Genomic DNA, 26122 nt, shown 5'->3' with positions numbered 1-26122 from the left:
GATCATGAGCCATGCGCTTGCGTCCCTGCTTTCAAAATACCAAAGGCGCTGACCTGAAACCATTTTTCGCCAGTTTCGAGAACTGTCAGTCAGCCCTAGCGGTCGCAGAATGGCGTCTACTTCTGCCACTTCCTCTGCGGTTGGGTCGATGATTTTGACGTCCACACCAGTGCTTTCGACCTCACCCGCGACCCAAACCTCTCCTTGCCACAAGGCGTCCGCGCAGGACGCGCCCGCGCCGCCTAGCGCGATGATTTTACCCGCATGTGCCATGAAGCCGGATTGATAGCCGATCTTCCCCTCGACCACGATGTTTCCGCCTTTCATGGCAACGCCAACACGTGGCCCTGCGTTGCCCTTGACGTGAATCGTGCCGCCAATCATGGCAGCACCGCAGGACATGCCTGCATAACCACCAACGGTGATGTGACCCTTGGCCATCCCTTCACCCACGGCCCAGCCGCAGTTTCTTTCGATGGCAATCTTGGCACCGGTGTTCAAGCCACCACAATAGTAGCCGACGGAACCTTCGAATGCGATGTCGACATTGTCAGGCAGGCCAATACCAAGATTGTGCCGTGAAAGGGTGTTCGTCACACGGATCGGTTGACCGAGACTGCAAGCCGCCATTATCTCCCGGTTGATTTCCCGGATTGGGCGGTCCCCAACTTCAATGACGATTTCGTCGGTAAGCGTTGCCGTTTCGCTCATGCCGCCATACTCCGGTTTCCGACACCCCAGATGCCCGTTAGTGAAGGGCCGTCATAATTGATGACATCACATTCTTCGGAAACAACGCGGCGCACGGCTTGTTCTTCGGTGGCGGCCGCCAACTCGCCGTTTTGGTTGACAACGACGAGCGGCTTCATGGCAAAGCGATCCTTGGCAAACCCGATCCCATATGGTGTGGCAATCATATAAGTAAAAACACCATCGATCGAGTTGATAGACTTTTTCAGTGCCTGCTCCATCGTCAAACCGGCTTTCATCTGATCACTGACCCAAACGGCTATCAATTCGCTGTCATTTTCAGTCAGAAAGCGATACCCGGCACGGGTCAGGCGGTTGCGCCACAAAAAATAGTCCGTGATCTGCCCATTGTGGACGATCGCCACATCCGAAAATGGCCGCGCCCAAAACGGATGCGATGCATTTGGCAGCACAGAGCTTTCCGTGGCAAGACGTGCATGCCCCAATCCGTGCGTACCGATCATGTCGCGAACTCCGTGTTTATCCGCAACAGCTTCGGCGCCTCCGATGTCTTTAACTATTTCCAGACTGCGACCGCAGGATTGAATTTCGATGCGGTTGGTCAGTGTGTCCGCATCCGAAACCCAAGCCTGCAAGTTGACCGGTTCGGATATTTCCATACGAAAGCAATAGTGTCTGTTGGCGTCCGTCACGATCTTTGGCTCGGACAGGAAGCCGGACCCATTTGCCTTCAAAACTGCCTCGAATTCATCGAGGTCAGATCCCTGCAGCGATTTGTCAAAACCCATACCTCTCAGCACGTATCCGGTGTCTCGCGGCACCCCGTAAATAGCGAAGCCAGTGCTGTCGGCACCACGATGCTCCTGCGCATCCATCAAGGCGACAAGATCGGCCCCGACTTGGCCCGGAGCAGCAAGAATCCTGCCAGCGATTCCACACATAAAAGAACTCCCTGTTCGTTTTGCTTTGTATACTGTATACAGTACACGAGCAATATCAACCCTATTCGGCTTGGCATCGCCTGCATTATTGAATACAGGATTCAGCAATGAAGAAAGCGAGGCACTGAGTGGCACTAAAACAAATAAAAACGCAGCGCAGACGGCTGGCGGATGAAGTTTACGACCAACTCGTAGAAGCAATCATGAGCCGCGAGATATCGACAGAAGACCGACTGGTGCAGGAGAAACTGGCCGCAGAATTGAATATCAGCCGAACTCCGGTCCGCGAGGCGTTAATGCGGTTGGAGACCGAAGGCGTACTGGAAGTCGTCGCTAGCGGTGGGTTTCGCCTCGCGCAAATGGACCACAATGAAGTCAAGCAACTTTATCAGGCCCGTGCAGCCATCGAAGGGCAAGCCGCACGTATCCTTGCGGTCAATGCTTCGGCCAAAACCCTGGACGGGCTGCGCGCCCTCATTCGCATCGAAGAAGACCTCGAAGACCCAACCACACGGGATTACTTCATTGCAAACAGACGCATTCACCGGGCCTTCATGGTGGAGGCTGACAATAAATTCCTTCTCGACATGTTCGATATGATTTGGGGAAAAGCGATGGCATTTCACCTGTTTTCGGCAATCGAGAACGTCGATATTTCCAAGTCCCTTGGTGACCACCTGAATCTCGTAGAAGCTATCGAAACTGGTAACCCAACCGAAGCACTGGAGGCATTCACCGCGCATATTCAAGCCGGATTCGACCTGCAGATTGAGGGTTTGTCGGAATCCCAAACCAACGCCTGACGTTGATGAACCAGCCTCTTGTCCAATTTTGTCAGACCACAATGGCTTACAACGCACCTGACATGGGAACTGCAAAAACTAGGAAAGGCCAGAAAGAGTGGTCTTTTCGGGGGCCCACTGACGCGCCATTGGAACCGTTATTCCAAGGTGATCTATGGCGCGTGCTGCAATTTGATCGATGATGGCGGCGACCGATTCAGGTTGCAGGTAAAATGCGGGAACGGGCGGGAATATCGTTGCTCCCAGCTCCACCGCTGTGGTCATGTTACGTAGATGGGTCAAAATCAGAGGCGCCTCGCGTGCCAACAAAACCAAGCGCCGCCGTTCTTTGAGCTGCACTCCGGCCGCGCGGGTCAGCAGATTGTCGTCCAATCCGTTCGCTATCGCCGCCAGTGTTCGCATGGAACATGGTGCGACGATCATGCCCGATACCGGAACCGACCCCGAAGCGATGCTAGCACCAACATCGTTTATGTCATGGACTCGTGTTGCAATCTTGCAGGCTTCTTCAAATGCCGCCTGCCCGCATTCTAGCTCAATCGTGCGTTCCGCAGCCGCACTGATCACCAGGTCGGTTTCGGCGCCAAGTATTGCCAATTGTCGGACGACCGACAGACCCAGTGCGGCGCCTGACGCCCCGGAAATCCCAAGAACAACGCGCCTGGGCATCATGGAATGAGCCCCGGTAGAGCACGTCTCACGAAATCGGCTGCAAAGGCCGCATCTTCCGGATCGGTTCTCATAACTTCTCCCCACTCACGGGTGGTTTCACTATCGATTTTCTTCGTCGCATCGATGCCCATTTTTCCGGCCAAACCGGCTTTGGGCGAGGCAAAATCGAGATAGTCCATGGGCGTCCCATCAATGATCATCACGTCCCGTGCGGGGTCCATCCGTGTGGCCAATGCCCAGGCAATATCGTCCCAGTTTGACGGATCGATGTCCGAGTCAACGACAACAATTATCTTGGTATAGCTGAATTGTGGCAGCATTCCCCATAGCGACATCAAAACCCGACGTGCCTGTCCGGGATAACGCTTATCTATACTCACCACCGCCATGCGATAGGAGCAGGCAGCAGGTGGCAACCAAAGGTCACGGATTTCCGGGATTTGCGCGCGGATCGTTGGCAAGGCAAGTGTATTGAAAACCTCTCCGATAATCGCAGGTTCGTCTGGTGGTCTCCCCGTATAGGTGGACAAATACAGAGGTTCTTTTCGGCTGGTCATTCCCGTCACCCGCATTACCGGGAATGGTTCGGCAGCGTTGTAGTATCCGGTATGATCCCCGAAGGGTCCTTCTGGCGCCGTCTCCGCGGGCGAAATCCAACCTTCCAATACGATTTCCGCCTCGGCCGGAACCATCAGAGGAACAGTTTTTGCGGAGGCAAATCGAGGCCGAACTCCACCAAGCACACCGGAAAAACTCAGTTCCGAGACCGTCTCTGGTAACGGCAGCGCCGCTGAAAGCAAAAGTGCCGGGCAGGCCCCTAGGGCAATGGCAACAGGCATTGGTTCATCTTGAAGTACCCATGTCCGATGATGCGCCGCGCCACCCCTGTGGGGCAACCAGCGCATGATCAGCCGGTTCTCATCCAATACCTGAACCCTGTAGATTCCCGCGTTGTAACGCGAAATATCTTCAGGTTTCGTTCCGAATGGACGAGTCAACACAACTGGCCAGGTAATCAGCGGGCCAGCATCACCCGGCCAATGAGTCTGTACAGGAATGACGTTCAAATCGACTTCGTCACCCTCACGAACAATGCCCTGAACGGGTGCAGACGATAGGAATTTCGGTCTGGTTGACAGCGCAGCATTGAGCATCGGCCAACGCGAGAGCGCGTCACGTGCGCCGGAGGGTGGCGAAGGAAAGCGCAACGCCGCAAGAAATTCTCCCAGCTTGGGCAGGTTATCCTCTAGCATGCCAAGCCCCGCAGCGACCCGTTCAGTCGTGCCAAACAGATTGGTTACAACAGGCATCCCTCCAAGACTACTGTCGGAGCATTCCGGGTGATTGAACTGCAACACCGGGCCGCCTTGCTCTAAAACAACGCGATGCACCGCCGTCATCCGATGGCGGATAGGAACCGGCTCTGACACCGTTTGAAACTGCCCGGCCTCAGCGCACCAGCCGAGAAAGGATCGCAGGTCAGGAAATGGGGGCAGGTCGCGTATGGCGGAACTCCTTTGCGGATGATCGCGAGCTATCAGAGGAATTCACAAGCTGAATTGACATCAGTCAAATTACGCGAGGCACAATCAAACTAGGACAGGTGCAAACACGGCAGGAAAGGACCACTCATTGCCTCAGCCCTCCCCGATCATCCCACGGTTTCCACCGGCATTGGGACGGGCGCTAAGGGTCATACCCCTTGGCCCGCTATCGCTGTCCCTGACCAGCTATACCCGTGCCTTGGCAAAGCGTCACCCGGGCATGTTCCGGCGTTTGGGCGAACACGTTTCGTCGCGGTTTGTCCTGGACCCCACTGATCTGCCTATCTGTATTCTGATGGAACCAAATGGCGGCAAACCGCGAGTGCGTGTCTTGCACAATAGGTGCAATGGCGACGCTCGAATTTCAGGGCCACTTGCAGCACTTCTAGGCCTTGTCCATGGCGCATACGACGGTGACGCGCTGTTTTTTTCCAGAGACTTGACGATCGAAGGCGACACGGCAGCCGCATTGGCTTTGCGCAATGCGATAGATGAAGAAGAACTGGATCTAGCACAGGAATGCGCGCGTTTTTCAGGGCCATTTTCAACTCCACTTCTGCGTCTGATTGCACTGACCGAACGTAGGACGGGTTTGTTTCTCTCGCGACCCGAGGAGAATTTATCGTGGTAATGGAAATCGTATGCCCCGCAGGAACACCGGCCGCGTTGCGTGCAGCCGTTAAGGCCGGAGCACACACCGTTTATTGCGGCTTTGCAGATGAAACCAACGCCCGGAATTTCCCCGGCCTGAATTTCAGTCGAGAAGAAATGCGTGAAGGCGTGTCCTTTGCACATGCGCATGGAGCAAAAGTTCTGGTCGCAATCAACACTTATCCGCGTGCAGGGGCAGAAAGCACCTGGCACCGCGCTGTGTTAGACGCCGGAACGGCAGGTGCCGATGCCGTGATCCTGGCCGATCCAGGCCTGTTGGACTACGCGGCCGCTAATTTTCCTCAATTGCGCCGTCACCTCTCGGTTCAGGCGGCCGCTGCCAACGCCGACATAATCAACTTCTATGCCAGTGAGTTCGGAGTGAGACGGGTTGTTCTACCGCGCGTCCTTTCCGTACCCGAAATTGCCGCGATAAATTCAGAAATTGACGTCGAAACCGAAGTATTCGTCTTTGGCGGGCTCTGCGTGATGGCCGAAGGCCGGTGCTCCTTGTCTTCTTACGCGACCGGAAAATCGCCCAACATGAACGGGGTTTGTTCACCAGCCAGCCATGTTGAGTACATCGAAGAGAACGGCGTTTTGGATGCACGTCTTGGTGGTTTTACCATCCACCGGGCAGGCAGGGGTGAACCGGCCCCTTACCCGACATTGTGCAAAGGGTGCTTCAGCGCAGGCGAAAAAAAAGGCCATCTTTTCGAAGACCCGGTCAGCTTGAATGCCGAACAACTAATTCCCCAGTTGAAAAAGGCGGGCGTCACGGCCCTAAAAATCGAGGGTCGCCAACGCTCTCGCTCATACGTGGCCCAGGTCGTTCGAAACTTCCGCGCTGCCGTCGACGCGCTCGAACAAGGCAGGCCGCTGCCTGTCGGCATGTTGGCAAGCCTGTCAGAAGGCCAGGCCATGACTACTGGCGCCTATAAAAAAACATGGAGGTGACGCCATGGAACTCACGGTTGGTCCAAATCAGTTCTTTTGGCCCACAGAGGACTGGACCAAATTCTATTCTGATCTTGCAACGGCACCTGTGGACAGGGTCGTTCTGGGTGAACTCGTGTGCTCTAAACGGTTGCCATTCTACCAAGACCAGATCCCGGCAGCGATGACCACGTTAGCAGAAGCGGGGAAACAGGTGGTACTCACCAGCCTTGCGCTTGTGACATTAAAACGTGAACGGAAATTGACTGCCGAGCTAGCCGAATTGGGCGCGGCTGTCGAGGTCAATGACCTGACTGCGCTGGCTTACCTGCCGAAAGGCGTCGACTTTCATGTCGGTCCTTTGATCAATGTTTATAACGAGGGTACGCTGTCATGGCTCGCCAAGCGCGGTGCAACCCGCATCTGCCTGCCGCCTGAACTGCCTCTGAACTCGGTGCGGCGCTTGACGGACAAGGCTCAGGAACTCGGTGTTGCGATCGAAATCTGGGGGCATGGGCGCATACCCTTGGCCATGTCTGGTCGATGCTATCATGCGCGCTTGCATGGGCGGATTAAAGACAATTGCCAATATGCCTGCGAAGATGACCCCGATGGCCTGCAGGTTCGAACATTGGACGATCAACCGTTTCTGGCTATGAACGGAGTGCAGACCCTGTCCGAGACATATGCCTGTGCTGCCAACCAGATTGGGCTATTGGCAGACTGCGCGGTCTCTGCGCTGCGCCTATCTCCACAATCGAAGGGTTTCACCAATTTGTGCAAGGGGTATCGTCGTTTGCTGGAAGGTGAGACATCGGCCGTGGGCCTTACGGAGGAGATTTCGGCGCAAAACCCTGGTATCAGATTTAGCGACGGTTTCCTTACAGGCGATACCGGTTTGAGTTGGTCCGGTGCCGATATTAACGCGGTATGAATTCTCACTACGGCGGTTCGGATACTCTATTTGCTCAGGTTTTAGCCGCCCCTTACCGACCGCTGTTTCTCGCGGCCATACTCGCAGCGCTCCTGTCGGTAATGTGGTGGCCGCTTGGCCCCTTGATTGGCATTCCCGCGCCGGTCTTTCCATCCCCTTCGCTTTGGCACGCTCACGAACTAATCTTTGGATTTGCAGGAGCCGCCACAGGTGGATATTTGCTCACCGCCTTGCCCTCGTGGACCGGCGCCGATCCGATTTGCGGGTGGCGTCTGAAATTACTGGTTGGTCTTTGGGTATTGGCACGATTCACAATGGCAACCGCAGATTGGCTGCCATCATTGTTCGTTGTCATCGCGAATTCAGGGTATTTTCTTGTACTGGCAGGCCTACTTTTCCAAGGCATTGTGACCGCGAAGGCCTACCGAAGATCTTTCTACTGCATCGCGGTGCTTGCCATGTCCGGATTGGACGGCGCCCTTTTAGCTGGCGCCTCATGGGGTAATTTCGCGACCAGCTCGTCGGTACTGCATGTTATGATTTTGTTGTTTGCGTTGATGATCCTGAACATCGGCAGTACAGCAATACCCGCCTTTACCCGAAACTGGCTGATGTCGCGATCGTGCGAATGTGTCACCGTGTTCGAAGGCACCCGAAACAGATACGCCAGCATTGCCTTCCTGCTAATCGCATTCGCATTCTTCCTAGTCGAGCGAGAGCGTGCTGAGGGCGTTGCTCTTATGGTTGCCTCACTCTTGATCCTGGTGTCCATGCGTAAGTGGCAAACCCACAGAGTCCTCGGGAACCCGCTCCTAGTCGCCTTGCATGGGTCTTTTTTGTTTCTTCCACTTGGCTTGGCAGTGATGGGTTCTATTAAAGCATTCGAATGGCCTTTGGACAAAACCACCGCGCTGCACATTTTGACGATGGGCGCGATGGCGGGACTTATCATGGCCATTTCGGGCCGAGCTTCGTCCCATATCGGAGACGGCAATCTGAAGGCCAGCCGAGTATTTATTGCCGCAGTCGCCCTGATTTGGCTTGCCACCATTACAAGAGCCTCTGTGCTGGTCTTGCCATCTTCCAGTAACTTTCTCTTTTGGGCTGCGTGTTTCTGGTGCCTAGGGTGGATGTTGTTTCTTTTTGACTTCCGACACGCGTTGAAAGGCCCACCACCTCGGCCAGTCCTGAGTGGAAAACGTTTGAAAACTCTGCCCGAAATGGGCGGTTCGGTTTGATGCACTAGAACCTGACAATCTCATTGACGGTCCGATCCGTTGGGCACGGCAACTGCGCACCTTTCGGCGGTGTTTCGCAGGCAGGAAGCGAAAACCATGCTTCTTGTTCTTGCTCTACGTATTTTGGATTTCATGTTCTAGTTCGAGAAAGGGCGCCAAAACTGGTGCAACCAGATACTTGCCAAAGGACCTGACCAACTACGCGATCAGGTCCTCTAGTCTGTCCATATAGAAACCGGTTACCGACCCGTTTTCCAGGCACTTTTACCAACTTCACAAATTATGAAAGCTATTCGAACGCACCAAACAACCGGCTTCTGTCCTGCCGTGTTGCTGTCCGTTCAACCACAGTGTTGTTGTTGGCGTCTTTCAACTCATACTGCCCATTCTCGATTTCTTCTTTCCACCCATCCACATAGTTGACTTCAATATTCCGTCCGCTGATCTCGAAACTGGCTACCGTGCCGCCACCTTTTGCTCGGCTGGCAGCTCCTCTGGGCGCCGTCGCCTGTGTACTGCGAGCATTCGCCAAATTCTCAAAATCCTGGGGCGTCGCAGGGCGTTCTTCGACCGTGCGACCAAGCGCGTTCTTCCGTTCGAACCGGCCATTTTCGATTTCGATCTTCGATCCATCCGCAAAAGTCACTTCGCGCCCATGATGATTCGGGTCATCGTCCAATCCTCGGCCCTTCCTTCCGCGACGTCCATCGTCGTCATCATCATCTCGCGAGCTTCGGCTGTCGCGATCATCATCGTCACTGTTTCCAGGCCCACTGTTATCATCGTCGCCGCTGCCAGATCCGCTATTCCCGCCGTCACTGTCGTCGCCGCCGCCGCCAGATCCACTATTCCCGCCGTCACTATCGTCACCGCCGCCGCCAGGCCCGCTATTCCCGCCGTCACTGTCGTCGCCGCCGCTGCCAGGCCCGCTATTCCCGCCGTCACTGTCGTCGCCGCCGCTGCCAGATCCACTGCTTCCTCCGTCACTATCCCCTCCACCACCGGGGCCACTGTTTCCGCCGCTCTCACCATCCTTCGCCCATGCTACTGGCACGGATAAGGTTACAAACCCGCGCTCGTTAGTGGTTATGGTCAATGGAATTGCTGCCAGTGTTGCTGATAGGGCTGTGGTCAAAGCCAATTTCGTCGCCTGTTTCATCCGTCTTTCTCCTTCTGCCAGTGCGAAAACCGACGGGTATAGCCGTCTCTCTGGCAATTTGAGCATGTATTGAATTCTAGGAAATCAGACTTTTGTCCCGTGTTATCCTCGAATTGGTCTGCTTCGGACCATTTCTGCCTCGATCTCCGACTCTGGTCCTGACCGAAGAACAACCTTCTCAGACCTTGGTCGGTTTGGCTGAGAACTGGATTGTCGCAGGCTCATATTGACCGGACCGGTGCGACAGGCCATGAACCCCGACTTGCATGCGCGCTCCTATTGGAGGTCCCTGATACCGGACCGGTCGCAGAAGTTGCTATGGCAATTTCAAAAAACGCTCTATTGTTTAACAGGTCAAACGACCGGAGAGGCGGACGACACATGAAAAAGACCTTTTTAACTATCACGATAGCGACTTTGTTAAGTACCGGGATTGCACAAGCCCAAGATTATTCGTCGGCCATAAATGCGAGGCAAGGCCAGATGCGAATGCAGGCATTAAACATCAGCATTCTCGGTGCGATGGCCAAAGGCGAGTTGGAATATGATGCTGGTTTGGCGCAAGCAGCAGCAGACAATCTTGTCGCGATTTCAAATATAAACCAGTTGACCAATTGGCCTGAGGGCTCGGAAGCCGGAGCCAATGAGGGCACAAGAGCCAAGCCTGAGATCTGGAGCAATTCCGCAGGGTTCCAGGAAAAGTGGGCTGCGTTTGCCCCTGCCGCAGTGCAGATGCAAGCTGCAGCTGGACAAGGTGCAGCCGAGATTGGTGCAGCGATCGGAGCCGTCGGAGGCACGTGTAAAGGTTGCCACGACGATTTCCGTGTACCTCAGAACTAGCTCTATATGCGCCGGGGTGTCCTAGCGCTGTCTTTGGCGGCCGTTTTGGCCGCCATTGTTTTCTTTTTGCTCACTGCGCCTGAGCGCCTCTCTTCTGAGGCATTTTCCGAAAAAGAAGGTGATGCAGTGGCCGGGAAAACAGTGTTCCTCGCGGCGGGCTGTTCGTCATGTCATCAATCGCCAGGCTCGGAGGATTCGTTGATATTGTCCGGAGGACAACGGTTTCCCTCTGATTTTGGCACATTCCTGGCACCAAATATCTCCATGCACCCATCCGCTGGAATTGGTGATTGGTCCCTAGCGGATTTCGCAACCGCTCTGAGATATGGGGTTTCACCGGACGGGCAGCACTACTATCCTGCGTTCCCCTATACCTCGTACACACGCATGACGGATCAACAGATTACCGATCTCTGGGCCTACATGCGGACACTCCCCGAAGCTGATGACGCAAGCCTACCGCACGAAATCACGTTTCCATTTTCGGTTCGCAGAGGGTTGGGGCTATGGAAACGGCTCAAATTTTCCGCCGACTGGGTTATGCCCGAGGTCACCACAGCAGAAGTTGAACGTGGTCGCATGCTGGTTGAAGCACTGGGACATTGCGGCGAATGCCATACACCTCGGGATGCGTTGGGCGGCCTGAAGAAAAACGTTTGGTTGGGTGGCGCCCCCAATCCGACCGGCGAAGGGCGTATCCCTGCCCTGACGCCGGATAAGTTGACGTGGAGCGCTGCGGACATCGCATACTACCTCGAAACCGGGTTTACTCCGGACTTTGACAGTGCCGGAGGGCACATGGTTGCAGTTATAAAGAACACCTCGCAACTCACCCCCGAAGATCGCGCCGCAATCGCCGCTTATCTAAAATCGCTGAAGTGAAACTCAGTCGCCTGGGTGAGATTCCTGCTTCAGAGATCTAGGCCGGCTTCTTTTTCCCGTGATCGGTGCAACCGTCTCTTTCCCTCCTTCAAGGCACTGGCTAAGAAGTTCCTCTAATTTGATTCAAGGAGACAGGTTTGGACCGGATCGCCCGCACAATTGCCACCGAAATCAGTGCCCGCCCTGAACAGGTGAGCGCAGCGGTCAAGTTGCTGGACGAAGGAGCCACCGTGCCATTCGTCGCCCGTTACCGGAAGGAGGTGACAGGTGGGCTGGACGATACTCAACTGCGGATTCTGTCGGACCGGCTGTCGTATCTAAGAGAACTGGAAGCACGACGTGAAACGATCCTGAACTCGATAAATGATCAGGGGAAACTCACAGACGATCTGAAGAAATCCATCGCACAAGCCGACACCAAGGCACAGCTTGAAGATATATATCTGCCCTACAAGCCTAAACGCCGCACCAAGGCCATGATTGCTAGAGAAAACGGGCTCGAACCTCTGGCCGATGCCATCTTGTCTGACCGCAGCGCCGACCCGGAAAAGCTGGCGGAAGGCTATGTAACCGAAGCAGTGCCAACGTCCAGGGACGCATTGAATGGTGCCCGGGACATCGTCGCCGAACGACTAACCGAAAATGCAAGTCTTCTGGGGAAATTGCGCAGCTTCATGCAGAAAGAAGCATTTCTGACGTCAAAAGTGATCGACGGCAAGGAAAAGGAAGGTGCGAAATTTTCCGACTATTTCGACCATACTGAGTTATGGGCAAATGTGCCGTCTCACCGGGCGCTAGCGATGCTGCGAGCATCGAAAGAAGGCATCGTAACTTTGGATATTGCGCCCGAGCCGGAAAGCGGCGCTGCACGCGCCGAGGCGATGGTGGCAGCTCATTTGGAAACACGGGACGATGGCCCCGGTGACCAATGGTTGCGCAAAGTTTCCGGTTGGAGTTGGAGGGTGAAACTTTCGTTGTCGATGATGGTCGAACTCATGGCAGATCTGCGAACTCGCGCACAGGAAGAAGCCATTCAGGTTTTTGCGCGCAACCTCAAGGATCTACTGTTCGCAGCCCCGGCGGGCGCACGTCCGACACTCGGCCTTGATCCAGGGATCAGAACCGGCGTCAAGGCCGCAGTCGTCGATGCGACCGGTAAACTTATCGCCACAGAGACGCTCTATCCGTTCCAGCCCAAGAACGATTTGCGTGGGGCGCAAACCACAATCTTCAAGCTGATTACCGAACATAAGATCGAACTCATCGCTATTGGCAATGGAACTGCCAGTCGCGAAACAGAGCGAATGGTCGCAGACACGTTGAAACTACTGCCGAATTCGGTAAAAGGTCCAACTAAAGTTGTGGTGTCCGAGGCCGGTGCCTCCGTCTATTCTGCTTCGGCACTTGCGGCACGAGAGTTTCCGGATCTTGATGTCAGCTTGCGCGGCGCCGTTTCAATCGCTCGCCGACTGCAAGACCCATTGGCCGAACTGGTCAAAATTGAACCAAAGTCAATCGGTGTCGGTCAATACCAGCACGACGTGGATCAGCATCGTTTGGGTCAATCACTGGAAGCCGTGATTGAAGACGTCGTGAACGCCGTGGGCGTCGACCTGAACATGGCGTCTGCACAATTGCTCTCACACGTGTCCGGTTTGGGCCCTGGGCTGGCCGAGGCGATCGTTGCACATCGGGACCTTAATGGTGCTTTCAGAACACGCAAAGAACTGTTGAAAGTCGCCCGCCTTGGCCCGCGTGCATTCGAACAATGTGCCGGTTTCCTTCGCATCCCGGATGGAGACGAACCGCTCGACGCATCCGCCGTGCATCCCGAAGCCTATGCTGTTGCCCGCCGCATCGTTAAGGCGTGCGGCCGAGACATTCGGCAGATTATGGGCAGTGGCGGAGCATTCACGACTTTACGCGCCGAGCAATTCGTCGATGACACCTTTGGCTTGCCAACAGTGCGAGACATCTTGTCAGAACTGGAAAAACCCGGTCGCGACCCACGCCCGAGTTTTGTTACTGCCTCCTTCGCCGACGGTGTTGAAGAAATCACCGATCTCAAACCTGGTATGGTTCTAGAAGGTACTGTAACGAACGTCGCGGCGTTCGGTGCGTTTGTTGACATAGGCGTTCACCAAGACGGGCTGGTTCACGTCAGCCAGTTGGCCGATCGGTTTGTCAAAGACCCGCGCGAGGTGGTAAAAACGGGCCAAGTTGTAAAGGTGCGTGTGGTTCAGGTAGATGTTTCTCGAAAGCGCATCGGTCTAACCATGCGGAAGGATGGCGGGGCTGTTGCTGAGAGAGATCGGTCGGCACGCGGTCCGGCATCGAACAAAGGCAGCTCAGCAACAAACCATCAGCGCAGGAGTGCCCCCGAAGAGATCGGCAGCACTGGTGCACTTGGCGCTGCACTGAGGGACGCTTTCAAGAAAGACTAATAGGCTAGAAGCCCATTGATCAGTAGGCTAGCTGGAGATCATGCTCTAATGGTCAGAATCAGACATCGCGAACTCTGTCGCACGCCCCTCGGCGAAGGTCGGAGGTAAGAATGATACCGCGAGGTCAGGCTTGTGTCCACGCGGTGACTACAAACTGCGGAGACACTGCCAAATAGGTCCCGTCCACGGCGGCACCTTCCAAATCTTTCAAGAGTGTCGCGACACGCTGTGCTGACATCCCGCCCTCGATCGCATATTCGCCGATCGTACGGATCATGCCAAGCAACCGGCCGGTCGTGTCGGCTGCAGTAACGACTTGGACCTTGATATCGGAGAAGCCCGCACGTCGTGCCAGAGCATGAAGCCGACGTCCGATGACGGGCTGTTCCCAGGCCCAAGCCGCCGCTTCGATGAGATCGTTCCATTCTCTCATTTCAAGAGGTTCGACGGCCATAAGACGCCGGTCACCCTCGATCATATGAAGCCTCCCATCCGGACGCAGCACACGCCGAAACTCAACCAAATTCGCCTCTGGCTTGGGTACATGAATAAGCGTGTTTCGCACGATGACTCGATCGACGCTTGCCGTCGGCAAGGGCACATCTTCATCGGTCAATAGGTGCGTGGTTATGCGATCGGCAATTCCTGCCTGTTCTGCCTTTGATCGAGCACTCGCGAGAAAATCTTCATTTACGTCGGCAGCATGAACATGACCGTCAGGGGCAACTCGGTCGACAAATTCGATTGCTTGATGTCCCGGGCCGCAGCCAAAATCCAGAATATCAAGCCCAGGGGCGAGACACGCGCCATCATAGTAATGGGCGGTCTCTTCGCTCCACCGGAACATCGCTTCGAAGCGCTGCAAACGCTCGTCCGGAATGTCGATCCATTGACTATCTAGTTCTGACATAAGTCACCAAAGCCAACATCCCCTCTTGCGGCCATTTGACCTTAGCACATTTGGCCGCCTTGGGCTCCAAGCCGTCATCTGACGACTTCTGTCAGACTTCGATCGACCTATCGGCCCGAAGCCAAGGTCTGGAACCCACGGTTTCGCGCGGCGATGATCCGGTCGGGGTCGGCCGTCCAGCGGAAAGGCTTGGCCTCGGTCGTGTTGTGTTCTGCGATGAAGCGGTTGATGGCGGCCTGCAAATCGACGAGTGAGTGGAACACGCCGCGTTGCAGGCGGCACCGGGTCAATTTGGCGAAGAAACCTTCGACCGCGTTCAGCCAGGAGCAGCTTGTGGGCACGAAGTGGAAGGTCCAGCGCGGATGCCTCTCCAGCCAGGTGCGGACCTTGGCGTGCTTGTGCGCGGCGTAGTTGTTCAGGATCACGTGGACCTCCCTGCCTGAGGGCACGCGGTGCTCAATGTCATTCAGGAAGCGAATGAACTCCTGATGGCGATGACGCTGCATGTTCCGACCAATCACGGTTCCGTCGAGCACGTTCAGCGCTGCAAATAGTGTGGTGGTTCCGTTGCGCTTGTAGTCGTGCGTCATCGTGCCGGCCCGCCCCTTCTTCATCGGCAAGCCCGGTTGTGTGCGATCCAGCGCCTGGATTTGTGACTTCTCATCGACCGAAAGCACCACCGCGTGCGCCTGCGGGTCGACATACAGCCCCACCATGTCGATCAGCTTGTCTACGAAGTTCCTTCGAGAGTTTGAACGCGCGCCAGCGATGCGGGCTGAGGCCATGCGCCTTGCAGATGCCACGTACCGTCAAAGGCGCCACCCCGGCAACTTTGGCCATCACCCTGAGCGTCCAGTGCGTGGCCTCATGCGGCGGCTTCTGGGTCAGCCGCACGATCTCAGCGACCTTATCTGCCGGCGTTGGCGGGGTTCCCGGTGGCCGTGTCTTGTCGCGCAGGAGACCTTCGACGCCTTCCTCCACGAAGCGCTCCTGCCAGCGCCAGACGCAGGTCTTGGACTTGCCTGTCTCCGACATGATCGCCGCTGTGCCGTGCCCGTTGTCGCTCAGAAGAATGATCCGGGCCCGCCAGACATGCTTCTGGGGGCTGTTGCCATTCGAAACGATCGCATCCAATCGGTGACGGTCGGTCGACGAGAGGCTGAAACTGACACCGGTGCGCATGTTTGTAGACACGCACAACCCCAAGGCAGAGGGAATCCCAAAACGGACTCGTCCGTCTTGCTCAAACCACTAGAATATCATTTCAAATAGCTCTTGTACGGCCTCGCTTTTCGTTTCCGGTATTTGACGGTCAAGTGGAGTGGGGCTTCATTCTCATCGTAGATTCCGACCATCACACCGCGTCCTCGGCTTTTTGTTCTCATGTCGATCAGTTGCTCGCGTGTTCTTGTGGTCCTTTGTGACGGGCGGCGCGTCCATTCGAACAAACGGTCATACATCGCACTAATGATGTCCCCGTGGGCTTCGGACTTTCCCAGATCCACGAGTTCATTTGGATCGTTCTCGAGGTCGAATAGAATGGGCGGATGACCGCCTTCACAGTGGATCAGCTTCCATTTTTCCGTTGCAACCATGAACATCACGGCATCGCGAACATCCGCCTGCAAAATGTCGGCGACTGGTGAAGCAGAGTAGTCATACTCGCAAATGACGTAGTCGCGTTTTGTGTCGCCTCTCATACTCCTTAGAATTGGCAGCAGGCTTTCGCCTTCAAGGATGTGATCCGCAATATGCCCACCGGCAGCTTCAACGAACGTTGGGACGAGATCGATAGATTCCACCAGCGCATCGCAAACCGATCCACGAGTATCATCCGCCTCGTCGGACGGATCGAAGATGATCAATGGAACCTTGGTCGATGCATCATGGAAGAAAGTCTTTTCCCCCATCCAGTGGTCCCCAAGGAAATCGCCGTGATCCGAAGTCAGAACGATCACCGTGTCTTTCATCCGTCCCGTTTCTTCCATCCAGTCGAACAGCCGACCCATCTGGTCATCCGCTTGTTTGATCAGGCCCATGTAAGCCGGGATTACCGCATCTCGCACCTCCTTGCGCGAAAAAGCCTCTCCCACCTTGGTATCCATGAACGCCTTCAGCACTGGGTGCGCATTTTGTCGTTCGGAATCCGAACGGTTTACGGGTAATACATGCTCTGGACCATACATTGACGCATAAGGTTCGGGTACGACATAGGGCCAATGCGGTTTGATATAGCTGAGGTGAAGGCCCCACGGGCCCTCGTTACCTTGCATGAACTCCATACCTCGTGTCGTTAGGTAGGGCGTTTCGCTGTGTTTCTCTTCAATGTTCGCCGGGTTCTGGGAATGTTTCAGGAACCAGCCTGACAAAACGTTTCCGTTTTCATCCAGTCCTGAGTTGGCAAAGTCATGCCATGGGTTGTCGCTCTCGTAACCGAGGGCGCGAAGGTACTTATTGTAGTTCTCGGCACCATTCGCATCATAGTAACCGTCGGGCCCTTCGGGAAGCATGCCGTCGTCACGTTCGAACACGTCAAATCCGCACTCCGCCACTCTGGCACCGATCAGGCTATCAGGCTCCAATCCAAGCCGAGCCATCCCCTCGGCATCTGCTCTCATATGCGTTTTCCCGACCAACCAGCATTCCATTCCGGCTTCCCGCAGGTGGTCGCCCATTGTCACTTCACCGACTTTCAGGGGAATGCCGTTCCACGAGGCCCCATGGGAATGCACATAGCGTCCGGTATACGTAGACATGCGTGAACTGCCGCAGATCGGGGATTGGATATACGCTCGGGTGAATCGAACGCCCATCGAGGCCAGACGATCAATGTTCGGCGTCTGCAAATGCGGATGGCCATAACAGCTCAGATAGTCCCAGCGCAGCTGGTCGAACATAATAAAAAGAATGTTCTTCGGCCTGACCATGATCTCCATCCGAATTGATTTACTTCACATGCTAACTGAATTGTAAATCAACGTTTGGCGATTGGCTATAACGACCCTTACGAAAATGCTGTTGCGCCCAGCGTACCGCATGCAGACTCGATGCGTTAGACGGAAGCTTCACTCTCCATCTCTTCCAACTTTTTACGTGCACGCGGGCATTGCAGTTTGTCCCTCAGCGGACTGTCCGGATCGATGTCCTTTTGGCATACGACACATTTGTCCGCCCCCGATATTGCATTAAGGCCGCCGCAGCTGCCCTTGATCGTCTTACCCATCAGCATGACGCCCAAAGACATGCCCACGACGATGATCAACAACAAAGAGAATGCCAATACGAATGTGCTCATCTTAGTTCTTACCCCGGTCAGTTTCGGCCCAGCACTTCCTTGAATGCACTACTTTGCACCGTGATATAGGCTTCATCGTCGCCTGTCACATCCCGAGCAATAAAAAAGACGGCAAGATCGAATTTTTCGGCCACTTTCATACCGTCATCCAATCCCAAGGCCAACATCGCAGTTGCCCAAGCATCCGCCATCATCGCGTTTTCGGATACAACCGTCACTGAAGTGGTGTGGTGCGTAATCGGACGACCGGTTGTCGGGTCGATAATATGCGAATATCGAACCCCATCCTGCTCGAAAAAATTCCGATAGTCGCCCGATGTTGCTAGTCCCAAGTCACTAACAGGCACGACCAGTTGCACTGCCTGCGCGCCGGGCTCCGGTTTTTCAATACCGATTTGCCACGGCTTTCCCTTGTCATTCTCACCCCTTGCCACAAGGTCACCGCCGATCTCGACCATGTAATCGTGGACATCGGCGGCATCCAAAGTAGCAGCCACTGCATCGATACCAAAACCTTTGGCAATAGCCGACAAATTGATGCCCACACTGCCGTCTGTCTTGGCAAGCATTAATGTTGACTCGTCCAAATGGAGAAGCGACCCTTGCCCAACGTGTTCAAGCGCAGCCAAAATGGCTTGGTCGCTTGGAACCGGATCATCGGGCTTGCGAGGGCCAAACCCCCAGAGTTCAATTAACGGCCCAAGAGTTACATCAAACTTACCACCGCTTTGTTCGTGCACTTCATTGGCCGCCGCCATCACTCGGGCAAATTCGGCGGAGACTTTGACGGGAGCAGTACTGTTGGATGTCGAAAAAGTTGAGACCTCAGAATTTGGATCCCAGTTCGACATCTTTGCAATAACCGCTGCAAGGGTTTGTTTGATCGACTGAGACAACGTTTCCGAGTCCAGATTGTCGCCGATGGCAATAATGTTGTAAGTGGTTCCCATGGTCTCGCCCGACAGGCGAACCACCTCGGACTCCTTGTCGAACAGGCAGCCGGCAGTCAGACACAGAAAGACCAAAGCGAACCAGTGGCGCATAAACTTACTCCAGAGACTAATGCACTCGGCATATGACAGCGCATATTTGCGGAGTCAAACAACACTCAGTGGTCGAAAGGAAGGAATCCCAGCGCTATCAAACCTAGCGCTGCTGGTACTCCATATAGCCAAGCGCGAATCTGCCAGCCCGGCGTTTGCTCCTTCCATGCTTGGCGAAAGCGGTGACCGCAGACAACGACCAAGAAAACGATCAAAACACCACTTAGCGAAGTAAGGTGAAGATTTTGCAGCATTCAGATTTCCCTTGATTCACAGTACTCTGACATTTTGTGACGCATTTGCCCACTATACAGATCGCCCACCAGCGGTAAGGTGGACACAAGAATTCGAACCGGTACAGGAGGAGACCAGCCAATGGCCCCAAGCTCTTACCAAGCGCCCAAGCGTGGCGACAAGGCCGAGACCACCACCTACAGCCAAACCGTTGAATCTAATTTGTCACACTCATTGACGACCGTAGCCAAGCTCTTGGAAGGAAAGGGAGGCGATGTGTTTTCCGTCCGCCCGGGAGAGACTATTCATGAAGTCGTAAAACTCCTGAAGGAAAAACGTATCGGCGCCTTGGTCGTCACGGATCAGAATGGCGCGCTGCAGGGTATCCTTTCTGAACGGGATATCGTGCGACGCATGGCCGAGACGCCTGGACAGACCTTGCCTCAGTCCGTTTCTGATCTGATGACCACGAAAGTTCAAAGCTGCGCACCAGAGGATTTTCTAATGGACGTCTTGAAGCGTATGACCGAGGGGCGCTTCCGACATATGCCAGTATTGAAGGACGGAAACTTGTGCGGGATGATAACAATTGGAGATGTGGTTCAGTTTCGCCTCAACGAGTTGGAATATGAGGCACTGAAAATGAAACAGATGATCGTGGGTTGAAAACCATCGGCACGTCCGCAGTTGGGTTGGCTCCAAACATAATACTAGCATAACCAAACCCGCCCCGGTGTGTTGCAGGCGATAAGTCGCTGAGTATCAAAAAGTTTGGCGATTTTCCGCAATACAAGAACTAGGGAGTGTTGAAGACACAAATCGAAGATGTATTTAGCTCCTTCGAGAAAGCTCCCAAAACTCTTTGCAGAATGTGGGGACCGAATGACCGGACACATGGGCTGAAGCTGATAAGAGGCTGAAAATTCAGTCAATGTTCGGAAGCAATTAAACCCGGGAATCAAGCATCGCGAACGCGTTTTGTGAGCCCATTAAAGTCTGATCTTAAATATGACACGTCTAAGCCAAATGCCTCAGGCACGCCACGAACTTCAAGCGGCGCGAAACAATGGCCTTCGATACATCGGCGTGGCCTTCCTGTTCAGCATCTTTGTAAATATTCTGATGCTCACAGGCCCGTTATTTATGCTTCAGGTTTATGACCGCGTTCTAGGATCGCGATCTGAAGAAACGCTGACTGCGCTGTTCTTGCTGGTGGCTCTGCTATATGGCCTGATGGCCCTACTTGACTATGCCCGCGGCCGCATCGTCGCGCGATTTGGAGCGCGGCTGCAAACTGAACTGGATGAAAGAGTCTTCGAAGCGACACTCAGACAATCGATTCACCCGCGTGCCCGATCTACCCCTGCGACGGCCCTGCGTGATCTTGAATCTATTCAAACACTGTGCAGTTCTCCCGTACTTTTGGCCGTGTTGGACATACCATGGACGCCATTGTTTCTTGCCGCGATTTTCATCTTTCATCCTTGGCTTGGCTGGCTTGCAATTGTGGGAGGAGGCATTCTGATAGTTGTCGCATTGCTCAATCAAGCTTTGACGCGCAAGCGCGTAGCGGACGCCCAAAAAGCGTCAGCCTTGGCCAACGCTTTCTCGGAAAGCGCCCGACAGGCATCCGAAGTTGTGCGCTCCCAGGGTATGCAACGCGACGTGACAGCACGTTGGATGCGGCAGAGGTCCGACGCGCTGGGGCAAACAATTGCCGCTAGCGACTGGACCGGCAGCTTTACATCTCTAACCAAATCAGTTCGGCTATTCCTGCAATCGGCCATGCTAGCACTTGGTGCCTACCTGGTTTTGCAAAACGAAATGACCGCAGGCGCGATGATTGCCGGCTCTATCCTATTGGGTCGCGCGCTCGCGCCGATAGAACAGTCGATCGGCCAATGGGGGCTCATTGAACGCGCCAGAACCTCGTGGACATCGTTGAGCAGATTTCTTGACTCAATCCCTCCAGAAGACAAGCGAACCAAGTTACCAATCCCTAAAGCGCACCTGTCGGTGCAATCCGTGACAGTCATTCCTCCGGGTGCCTCGACGCCAACCTTGCGCAATGTCAGCATGACTGTGGAGCCGGGCGAAGCCATCGGCGTTATCGGCAAAAGCGGATCTGGCAAGACCACATTGGCGAAGGCTTTGCTGGGACTTTGGCCCGCTGCGGCGGGGGAAATTCGATTGGGTGGAGCCACGCTGGACCAGTACGATGTCAGTGATCTGGGCAAGCATATCGGCTACCTGCCGCAACAAGTTACTTTGTTCAATGGAACTGTTGCCGAAAACATCGCCCGCATGTCCCTGAACCCTGATTCCGAGGCAGTTATTGCCGCGGCCAAGAAGGCCAAGGCCCATGAGCTAATCCTGAGCCTGCAAAAGGGATATGACACGTTTCTCGAAGGTAACGACAGCCAATTGTCCGGTGGTCAAAAGCAACGGATTGCGATGGCACGCGCTTTGTATGGCGATCCGGTTCTGCTGATCCTAGACGAACCGAATTCGGCTTTGGATGCGGAAGGAACCGAAGCACTCAATGCCGCAGTGCGAGAGTTCAAGTCTGTCGGCAAAGCCGTCATGATCATGACTCATCGCCCTCAAGCCATATCTGAATGCGATCGTTTAGCCGTGGTGGAAAAAGGCCAGATTGTGCGGATAGGCAACCGTGATGAGGTGCTGAGCGCAATGGTTCAAAATGCTGGTGTGATCAAAAGACAATTCGGAAAGGCGGGCGAGTAATGGCCGATATATCTGCTTCGTCCAATAAACCTGCATGGCGTATTGCCTTTCCTGCAGCCGTAGGGTTCTTCGCGCTGGCCATTTTGGTTGGCGGCATCGGTGTCTGGAGCACGCAAACGGAACTTGCTGGTGCTATCGTCTCTCCGGGGATTGTCGAGGTTCAAACAAATCGTCAGGTGGTTCAGCATCCGGATGGTGGTGTCGTGGGCGAAATCTTTGTTCGCGACGGTGACAGGGTAAATGCGGGCGATATGTTGATCCGGTTCGACGACACATTCCTGTCGTCGGAACTTACTATCGTCCAGGGGCAACTGTTTGAACTTCTCGCACGCAAGGCTCGCCTTGAGGCGGAACGCGATGGTGAGGACACCGAAGGACTGAACACCAAACTCCAGCAATTGACCGAAGACGAGCATGCGACGCAGGAACTTGTAGACGGTCAGCGCCGTTTGTTCATTGCCCGAGCAGAAACAATGGAGAAACAGTCGGAACAACTTCGGGAGCAGAAAACGCAGATCGAAAGCGAAATCAAAGGCACGCAGGCGCAACTGGTCGCTTTGAGAGAGCAAGTTGCCCTGATCGAGGACGAGTTGGAAGATCAGGAAAGCCTTCTGACAAGGGGCCTTACACAGACCAGCCGCGTTTCGGCATTGAAGCGCGAAAGCGCAAACCTGAACGGTGAAATCGGGCAGCTCGAAGCGACCGTAGCCCGGCTTAAAGGCCAGATCGCCTCGACTGAGATCGAGATCGTCCGCCTTGGCGCAACCCGAAGGGAAGAAGCCATAACAACTTTGCGCGACCTGCAATTCCGCGAGATTGAACTGGCCGAACGGCGTCTTTCACTGCGTGAACAGTTGTCGCGCATGGATATTCGGGCACCTGTCTCAGGTGTCGTTTATGGAAGCACGATCTTTGCGCTGCAATCGGTGGTCCAACCCGCCGAACCTATGATGTATGTGGTTCCGCAGGACACCCCACTGAAAGTAACGGCGCGGGTGGATGCCATTAATGTTGACCAACTCCATGTTGGGCAGGCGGCTACACTGAGGTTTACAGCTTTCAACCAAAGGCAGACACCAGAAATCGACGGCCATGTCGCTACCATTTCGGCTGATGTGTTTACGGACGAAAAAACCGGGTATAGTTTTTATCGGGCCGAACTCTATCTGGATGAGGGCCAGTTGGACCGTCTCCAGGGCCAAGTTCTGCTTCCGGGCATGCCCGTTGAGACTTTGATCAAGACGGACGAGCGAACGCCGCTTTCCTATTTGACCAAACCGCTCACAGACTACTTCGTGAAGGCATTCCGCGAGTAAATTGGAGACGGCAGGTTATTAACCGGCATGGTTCTTCTAGGGTCGTTCATTGCGCCCGCAATTCCTTGGAAACGGTCCCGTCCCTGATCCATTCATCAAAAAGAGACAGCACTGCGTCACTGAACTCACTATCATTAATATGCGCGTCCACCTCGGTCATTGGCGTCTGTCCAGGAATAATCTTTCGGGCTTCGTCAACCAATGCGGCAAGCCCTTCTGGATCATGCGCCTCTTGCCCTTCCCTGTCCCATTCTTCGACTCCACCTAGGGGCAAGAAGAAGTGTGTTGCCCCTTTGGCGGCTGCCATTCGTTTTGCCATCTCACGTATCCACATGCGGCGTTCTTCAGCTGTGAAGACAGAGCTTTTGATCAATCGATTGTGTTCGTGAAAGGGGCGGTCGACATATTGCGGCGGGATATCCTGCCAGCCAGCAAAATCCACCAAGTCTAGGGCTCCAGGCGCCACCATCTGAGGTGTCCCGACCTTTCCTGCATTTGTAAGCCGGTCTTCACCACTGGAAACGAGCGACCCGGCCATCAGGTTGCCGAATTCCTGCATAGAAAAATCCATGACACAATTGAACGCTCCCTCACCGGCCAGCTTTTCAAAAGCCATGCCGCCCATTCCCGTCGAATGAAACACCGCCACGTCAAACCCTCGTTCTTCAAGTGCAGGTTTCAGTGTTTTCATGTATTTCAAGCAGGATGATCCCAGCGAGGTCATACCGACCATGGGTCGATCTGAAGAGGGCGGCTGAACAGCTTTTGTGGCTCCTACGATGGCTCCGGCAGCCTGGGAAAGGGATGACCGGCATACCGAATTCAACCCATAGAGGCCGCCTGCCCAAAGGATCATCTGGATGTCAGGCGCCAAACGATCAGGGGGGACTAAGGCAGAAAAGCTGACGGTTGAGGCGATGTATTTTGGCACTCCCATGGGCAGGACTTGAGCACAATCGAGCGCGAGGTCCGTGCCCATCGTGCCGCCGATTGCCAACATTCCGTCAAACCGCCCTTCTACATGTTCTTTCGCAACCAACGACGCAGCCCCCCGTGACATGACACGAAAGGCTTTGTTCTCGTCTCCTAACGCAATGACGTCATCAATGGTCATGCCGCCAGCGGCGGAAACATCGTGCTTGCTGATATCCGTCGGGCCGGAAGGAACACCCAATACGCTCACATCCATACTCAGAACATTGGCTCCTTGTCCCTTGATGCATTGTTCGATGAACCTCATTTCGGGTTCCTTGGTGTCGTAAGTGCCAATTACCAGGATGGTTCTTTTTGACATTCGTTTCCTCCTAGCGATCGATACCGCCGCAACCAAATTATCTTAAAGCTGAATCCAGGCGGATTTCAGATCCAAATACTTGTCCATCGCATGCAGTGATTTGTCGTGCCCGTTGCCTGATTGCTTGACCCCTCCCAACGGGACCGTCATATCGGAACCGCCATATGTATTGACGTGGATGACACCGGACCGCACCGCGTCAACCATCCGATGCGCACGGCTTATGTTCGAGGTCCATATCCCGGCGGACAGCCCATAGTCGGTGCTGTTGGCCAGCCCAATTGCCTCAGCCTCGTCCTTGAACGTCGTAACCGCCAAAACTGGGCCAAAAACCTCTTTTCGAAACAGGTTATCGGTTGGTTTGACCCCACTCATGATCGTGGGCGACATATAGTAACCTCCGGTTTCCTCCAGTATCCGCTCGCCACCCGTAACGCAGCGAGCGCCCTCGTCTTGGGCCGTATGAACAAAATCCAGATTGGACGAAAGCTCAGCGAGAGAATGTACGGCACCTATCTGGATTTTCAGATCCAGTGGGTCGCCAACGCGGAAAGCACCCGCATGGCGCGCCATTTCGGCCACGAAATCGTCAGCTATGTCGTCTTGTACCAGCAGCCGGGATGCAGCCACACAAACCTGACCTGAGTTCCGAAAAATACCTGCTGCTGATATTGCCGCTGCCTGAGCCAGGTCTGGCACGTCGTTGAACACTATATTCGGAGACTTTCCGCCAAGCTCAAGATAACAGCGCTTTAGATTGGACTCCGCTGAATACTTCATTAAGCACCGTCCTGTAACACCCGATCCGGTAAAAACAAGAATGTCCACGTCCATGCTCAAGGCCAAGGCCTCTCCGACGACCGATCCTTTTCCGGTCACTACGTTGAACACGCCATCAGGCAACCCCGCTTCAGAGGCCAGCTCTGCTATTTTGAGTAGGGTAAGCGAGGCACTTTCAGCAGGTTTCAGAACAATAGAATTGCCGGCAGCCAAAGCGGGCGCGATTTTCCAACTGCCGATCATCAAGGGAAAATTCCACGGCACAATTGCCCCCACTACACCAACTGGAGTGTGGTGAACCAAGCCCAGTACGTCATTGGGCGTTGGAGCGATCTGACCGTAGATCTTGTCGATTGCCTCGCCATAGTACCGGAACGTAGCCGCGGCTGACAAAGCTTCCGCCTTGTAGGCCATATTGACCTCGGTTCCATTGTCACGAACGCCCAGCACGGCCAATTCCAAGGCTCGCTCCTCGATCAGATCTCCCAGCCGCATCAAGATCTTCTTGCGGGCAGCAGGCGCCACGCGAGACCAGCGACCATCCTCGAACGCGGCCCGAGCCGAGTTCACTGCCTTGGCCATGTCATCCGGAACACCCTTGGCGATCCGCGTCAGGAATTGACCATTGATGGGGGAGATGACTTCCAGGTGCTCTCCCGATACCGAAGAAACAGATATGCCATCGATGAAATGGCCCTGATCGGGAATATCCTGGCGTCGGATGCGATCTATAGCTGCCTGGTCAAGCAT

23 protein-coding genes and 1 pseudogene are annotated in these 26122 nt (G+C 54.7%); 11 read left to right on the top strand and 13 right to left on the bottom strand.

Annotation, left to right across the window (positions count from 1 at the left end):
- Both AC2FLX_RS08705 and AC2FLX_RS08700 read right to left on the bottom strand, forming a co-directional pair.
- Positions 1-711: GltB/FmdC/FwdC-like GXGXG domain-containing protein (locus AC2FLX_RS08705; RefSeq protein WP_480750759.1), on the bottom strand; the 711-nt coding region annotated here is incomplete at its 3' end.
- Positions 708-1853, bottom strand: coding sequence for a class II glutamine amidotransferase domain-containing protein (locus tag AC2FLX_RS08700; protein WP_480750760.1), 1146 nt, complete (start codon positions 1851-1853; stop codon positions 708-710). The genes AC2FLX_RS08700 and AC2FLX_RS08705, both read right to left, overlap by 4 nt.
- A 2-nt stretch (positions 1854-1855) precedes the next feature.
- Here AC2FLX_RS08700 and AC2FLX_RS08695 point away from each other — a divergent pair, with 2 nt between their 5' ends.
- Positions 1856-2455, top strand: a complete 600-nt coding sequence (locus AC2FLX_RS08695; RefSeq protein ID WP_480750761.1) for a GntR family transcriptional regulator — start codon at positions 1856-1858, stop codon at positions 2453-2455.
- Between the two features lie 78 nt (positions 2456-2533).
- On the opposite strand, the gene AC2FLX_RS08690 is transcribed toward AC2FLX_RS08695, so the two are convergent.
- Both AC2FLX_RS08690 and AC2FLX_RS08685 read right to left on the bottom strand, forming a co-directional pair.
- Positions 2534-3127 (bottom strand): UbiX family flavin prenyltransferase, encoded by a 594-nt coding sequence (locus AC2FLX_RS08690; protein ID WP_480750762.1) that lies wholly within the window; start codon positions 3125-3127, stop codon positions 2534-2536.
- A complete protein-coding gene (locus tag AC2FLX_RS08685) occupies positions 3124-4632 on the bottom strand; it encodes a UbiD family decarboxylase (RefSeq protein WP_496810558.1) in 1509 nt (502 codons plus the stop codon). The genes AC2FLX_RS08690 and AC2FLX_RS08685 overlap by 4 nt, the downstream gene beginning before the upstream one ends.
- Positions 4633-4759: 127 nt before the next feature.
- Between AC2FLX_RS08685 and ubiT the strand changes: the two genes are divergently transcribed.
- The 4 genes from ubiT to AC2FLX_RS08665 are packed head-to-tail and all read left to right on the top strand — an operon-like array spanning position 4760 to position 8430.
- On the top strand, positions 4760-5302 hold the full coding sequence (gene ubiT, locus AC2FLX_RS08680) for a ubiquinone anaerobic biosynthesis accessory factor UbiT (protein WP_496875409.1): 543 nt from the start codon (positions 4760-4762) through the stop codon (positions 5300-5302).
- The gene (ubiU, locus tag AC2FLX_RS08675) at positions 5302-6279 is read left to right on the top strand and encodes a ubiquinone anaerobic biosynthesis protein UbiU (protein WP_496810559.1); all 978 of its coding nucleotides are present in this window, start codon (positions 5302-5304) and stop codon (positions 6277-6279) included. The genes ubiT and ubiU overlap by 1 nt, the downstream gene beginning before the upstream one ends.
- 4 nt (positions 6280-6283) lie before the next feature.
- Positions 6284-7192: a ubiquinone anaerobic biosynthesis protein UbiV gene (gene ubiV / locus AC2FLX_RS08670; protein WP_480750763.1), complete on the top strand. Its 909-nt coding sequence runs from the start codon at positions 6284-6286 to the stop codon at positions 7190-7192.
- Positions 7189-8430, top strand: coding sequence for an NnrS family protein (locus AC2FLX_RS08665; RefSeq protein WP_496810542.1), 1242 nt, complete (start codon positions 7189-7191; stop codon positions 8428-8430). The genes ubiV and AC2FLX_RS08665 overlap by 4 nt, the downstream gene beginning before the upstream one ends.
- Before the next feature lie 289 nt (positions 8431-8719).
- Here the strand turns inward: AC2FLX_RS08665 and AC2FLX_RS08660 are convergent, their stop codons facing one another.
- Positions 8720-9109, bottom strand: coding sequence for a hypothetical protein (locus tag AC2FLX_RS08660; protein WP_496807179.1), 390 nt, complete (start codon positions 9107-9109; stop codon positions 8720-8722).
- On the bottom strand, positions 9073-9417 hold the full coding sequence (locus AC2FLX_RS08655; protein ID WP_480750766.1) for a hypothetical protein: 345 nt from the start codon (positions 9415-9417) through the stop codon (positions 9073-9075). The genes AC2FLX_RS08660 and AC2FLX_RS08655 overlap by 37 nt, the downstream gene beginning before the upstream one ends.
- Before the next feature lie 553 nt (positions 9418-9970).
- On the opposite strand from AC2FLX_RS08655, the gene AC2FLX_RS08650 reads away from it, so the two are divergent.
- From AC2FLX_RS08650 to AC2FLX_RS08640, 3 genes are all read left to right on the top strand, one after another.
- Entirely contained in the window at positions 9971-10429 is a 459-nt protein-coding gene (locus tag AC2FLX_RS08650; RefSeq protein WP_480750767.1) for a c-type cytochrome, read from the top strand.
- 6 nt (positions 10430-10435) lie between these two features.
- On the top strand, positions 10436-11311 hold the full coding sequence (locus AC2FLX_RS08645) for a c-type cytochrome (protein ID WP_496810543.1): 876 nt from the start codon (positions 10436-10438) through the stop codon (positions 11309-11311).
- Positions 11312-11448: 137 nt separating this feature from the next.
- Positions 11449-13755: a Tex family protein gene (locus AC2FLX_RS08640; RefSeq protein ID WP_496810544.1), complete on the top strand. Its 2307-nt coding sequence runs from the start codon at positions 11449-11451 to the stop codon at positions 13753-13755.
- Positions 13756-13879: 124 nt separating this feature from the next.
- Here AC2FLX_RS08640 and AC2FLX_RS08635 read toward each other — a convergent pair whose 3' ends face one another.
- From AC2FLX_RS08635 to AC2FLX_RS08615, 5 genes and pseudogenes are all read right to left on the bottom strand, one after another.
- Positions 13880-14620, bottom strand: a complete 741-nt coding sequence (locus tag AC2FLX_RS08635) for a methyltransferase domain-containing protein (protein ID WP_496810545.1) — start codon at positions 14618-14620, stop codon at positions 13880-13882.
- 152 nt (positions 14621-14772) lie between these two features.
- Positions 14773-15847, bottom strand: a pseudogene (locus tag AC2FLX_RS08630) (IS630 family transposase).
- Between the two features lie 77 nt (positions 15848-15924).
- Positions 15925-17592, bottom strand: coding sequence for a sulfatase-like hydrolase/transferase (locus AC2FLX_RS08625; RefSeq protein ID WP_496810560.1), 1668 nt, complete (start codon positions 17590-17592; stop codon positions 15925-15927).
- Between the two features lie 125 nt (positions 17593-17717).
- Entirely contained in the window at positions 17718-17960 is a 243-nt protein-coding gene (gene nqrM, locus AC2FLX_RS08620) for a (Na+)-NQR maturation NqrM (RefSeq protein WP_480750773.1), read from the bottom strand.
- Positions 17961-17977: 17 nt separating this feature from the next.
- Positions 17978-19003 (bottom strand): FAD:protein FMN transferase, encoded by a 1026-nt coding sequence (locus AC2FLX_RS08615; protein ID WP_496810546.1) that lies wholly within the window; start codon positions 19001-19003, stop codon positions 17978-17980.
- Positions 19004-19378: 375 nt separating this feature from the next.
- Between AC2FLX_RS08615 and AC2FLX_RS08610 the strand changes: the two genes are divergently transcribed.
- The 3 genes from AC2FLX_RS08610 to AC2FLX_RS08600 all read left to right on the top strand — a co-directional run bounded on the left by AC2FLX_RS08610 (position 19379) and on the right by AC2FLX_RS08600 (position 23298).
- Entirely contained in the window at positions 19379-19903 is a 525-nt protein-coding gene (locus AC2FLX_RS08610; RefSeq protein ID WP_480750775.1) for a CBS domain-containing protein, read from the top strand.
- Between the two features lie 342 nt (positions 19904-20245).
- Positions 20246-21982 (top strand): type I secretion system permease/ATPase, encoded by a 1737-nt coding sequence (locus AC2FLX_RS08605; protein WP_496746490.1) that lies wholly within the window; start codon positions 20246-20248, stop codon positions 21980-21982.
- Positions 21982-23298 carry an HlyD family type I secretion periplasmic adaptor subunit gene (locus AC2FLX_RS08600; RefSeq protein ID WP_496810547.1) on the top strand — a complete coding sequence of 439 codons (1317 nt, stop codon included), beginning with the start codon at positions 21982-21984 and terminating at the stop codon, positions 23296-23298. The genes AC2FLX_RS08605 and AC2FLX_RS08600 overlap by 1 nt, the downstream gene beginning before the upstream one ends.
- A gap of 46 nt (positions 23299-23344) precedes the next feature.
- Here the strand turns inward: AC2FLX_RS08600 and AC2FLX_RS08595 are convergent, their stop codons facing one another.
- Positions 23345-24592 (bottom strand): Tm-1-like ATP-binding domain-containing protein, encoded by a 1248-nt coding sequence (locus AC2FLX_RS08595; protein WP_496810548.1) that lies wholly within the window; start codon positions 24590-24592, stop codon positions 23345-23347.
- A 42-nt stretch (positions 24593-24634) separates the two neighbouring features.
- Positions 24635-26122, bottom strand: a complete 1488-nt coding sequence (locus tag AC2FLX_RS08590) for an aldehyde dehydrogenase (protein ID WP_496810549.1) — start codon at positions 26120-26122, stop codon at positions 24635-24637.

The sequence above is a fragment of the Ruegeria sp. YKSF57 genome (assembly GCF_059612585.1).
The sequence above is the reverse complement of the archived record's forward strand: the minus strand, read 5'-3'. Positions and strand labels throughout refer to the sequence as shown.

Coding starts and splice junctions, on each gene's coding strand:
- AC2FLX_RS08645 (WP_496810543.1), top strand. CDS start 10,436: ATGCGCCGGGGTGTCCTAGCGCTGTCTTTGGCGGCCGTTTTGGCCGCC.
- ubiU (WP_496810559.1), top strand. CDS start 5,302: ATGGAAATCGTATGCCCCGCAGGAACACCGGCCGCGTTGCGTGCAGCC.
- AC2FLX_RS08600 (WP_496810547.1), top strand. CDS start 21,982: ATGGCCGATATATCTGCTTCGTCCAATAAACCTGCATGGCGTATTGCC.
- AC2FLX_RS08665 (WP_496810542.1), top strand. CDS start 7,189: ATGAATTCTCACTACGGCGGTTCGGATACTCTATTTGCTCAGGTTTTA.
- AC2FLX_RS08615 (WP_496810546.1), bottom strand. CDS start 19,003: ATGCGCCACTGGTTCGCTTTGGTCTTTCTGTGTCTGACTGCCGGCTGC.
- AC2FLX_RS08610 (WP_480750775.1), top strand. CDS start 19,379: ATGGCCCCAAGCTCTTACCAAGCGCCCAAGCGTGGCGACAAGGCCGAG.
- AC2FLX_RS08625 (WP_496810560.1), bottom strand. CDS start 17,592: ATGGTCAGGCCGAAGAACATTCTTTTTATTATGTTCGACCAGCTGCGC.
- AC2FLX_RS08595 (WP_496810548.1), bottom strand. CDS start 24,592: ATGTCAAAAAGAACCATCCTGGTAATTGGCACTTACGACACCAAGGAA.
- nqrM (WP_480750773.1), bottom strand. CDS start 17,960: ATGAGCACATTCGTATTGGCATTCTCTTTGTTGTTGATCATCGTCGTG.
- AC2FLX_RS08590 (WP_496810549.1), bottom strand. CDS start 26,122: ATGCTTGACCAGGCAGCTATAGATCGCATCCGACGCCAGGATATTCCC.
- AC2FLX_RS08695 (WP_480750761.1), top strand. CDS start 1,856: ATGAGCCGCGAGATATCGACAGAAGACCGACTGGTGCAGGAGAAACTG.
- AC2FLX_RS08650 (WP_480750767.1), top strand. CDS start 9,971: ATGAAAAAGACCTTTTTAACTATCACGATAGCGACTTTGTTAAGTACC.
- AC2FLX_RS08605 (WP_496746490.1), top strand. CDS start 20,246: ATGACACGTCTAAGCCAAATGCCTCAGGCACGCCACGAACTTCAAGCG.
- AC2FLX_RS08690 (WP_480750762.1), bottom strand. CDS start 3,127: ATGATGCCCAGGCGCGTTGTTCTTGGGATTTCCGGGGCGTCAGGCGCC.
- ubiV (WP_480750763.1), top strand. CDS start 6,284: ATGGAACTCACGGTTGGTCCAAATCAGTTCTTTTGGCCCACAGAGGAC.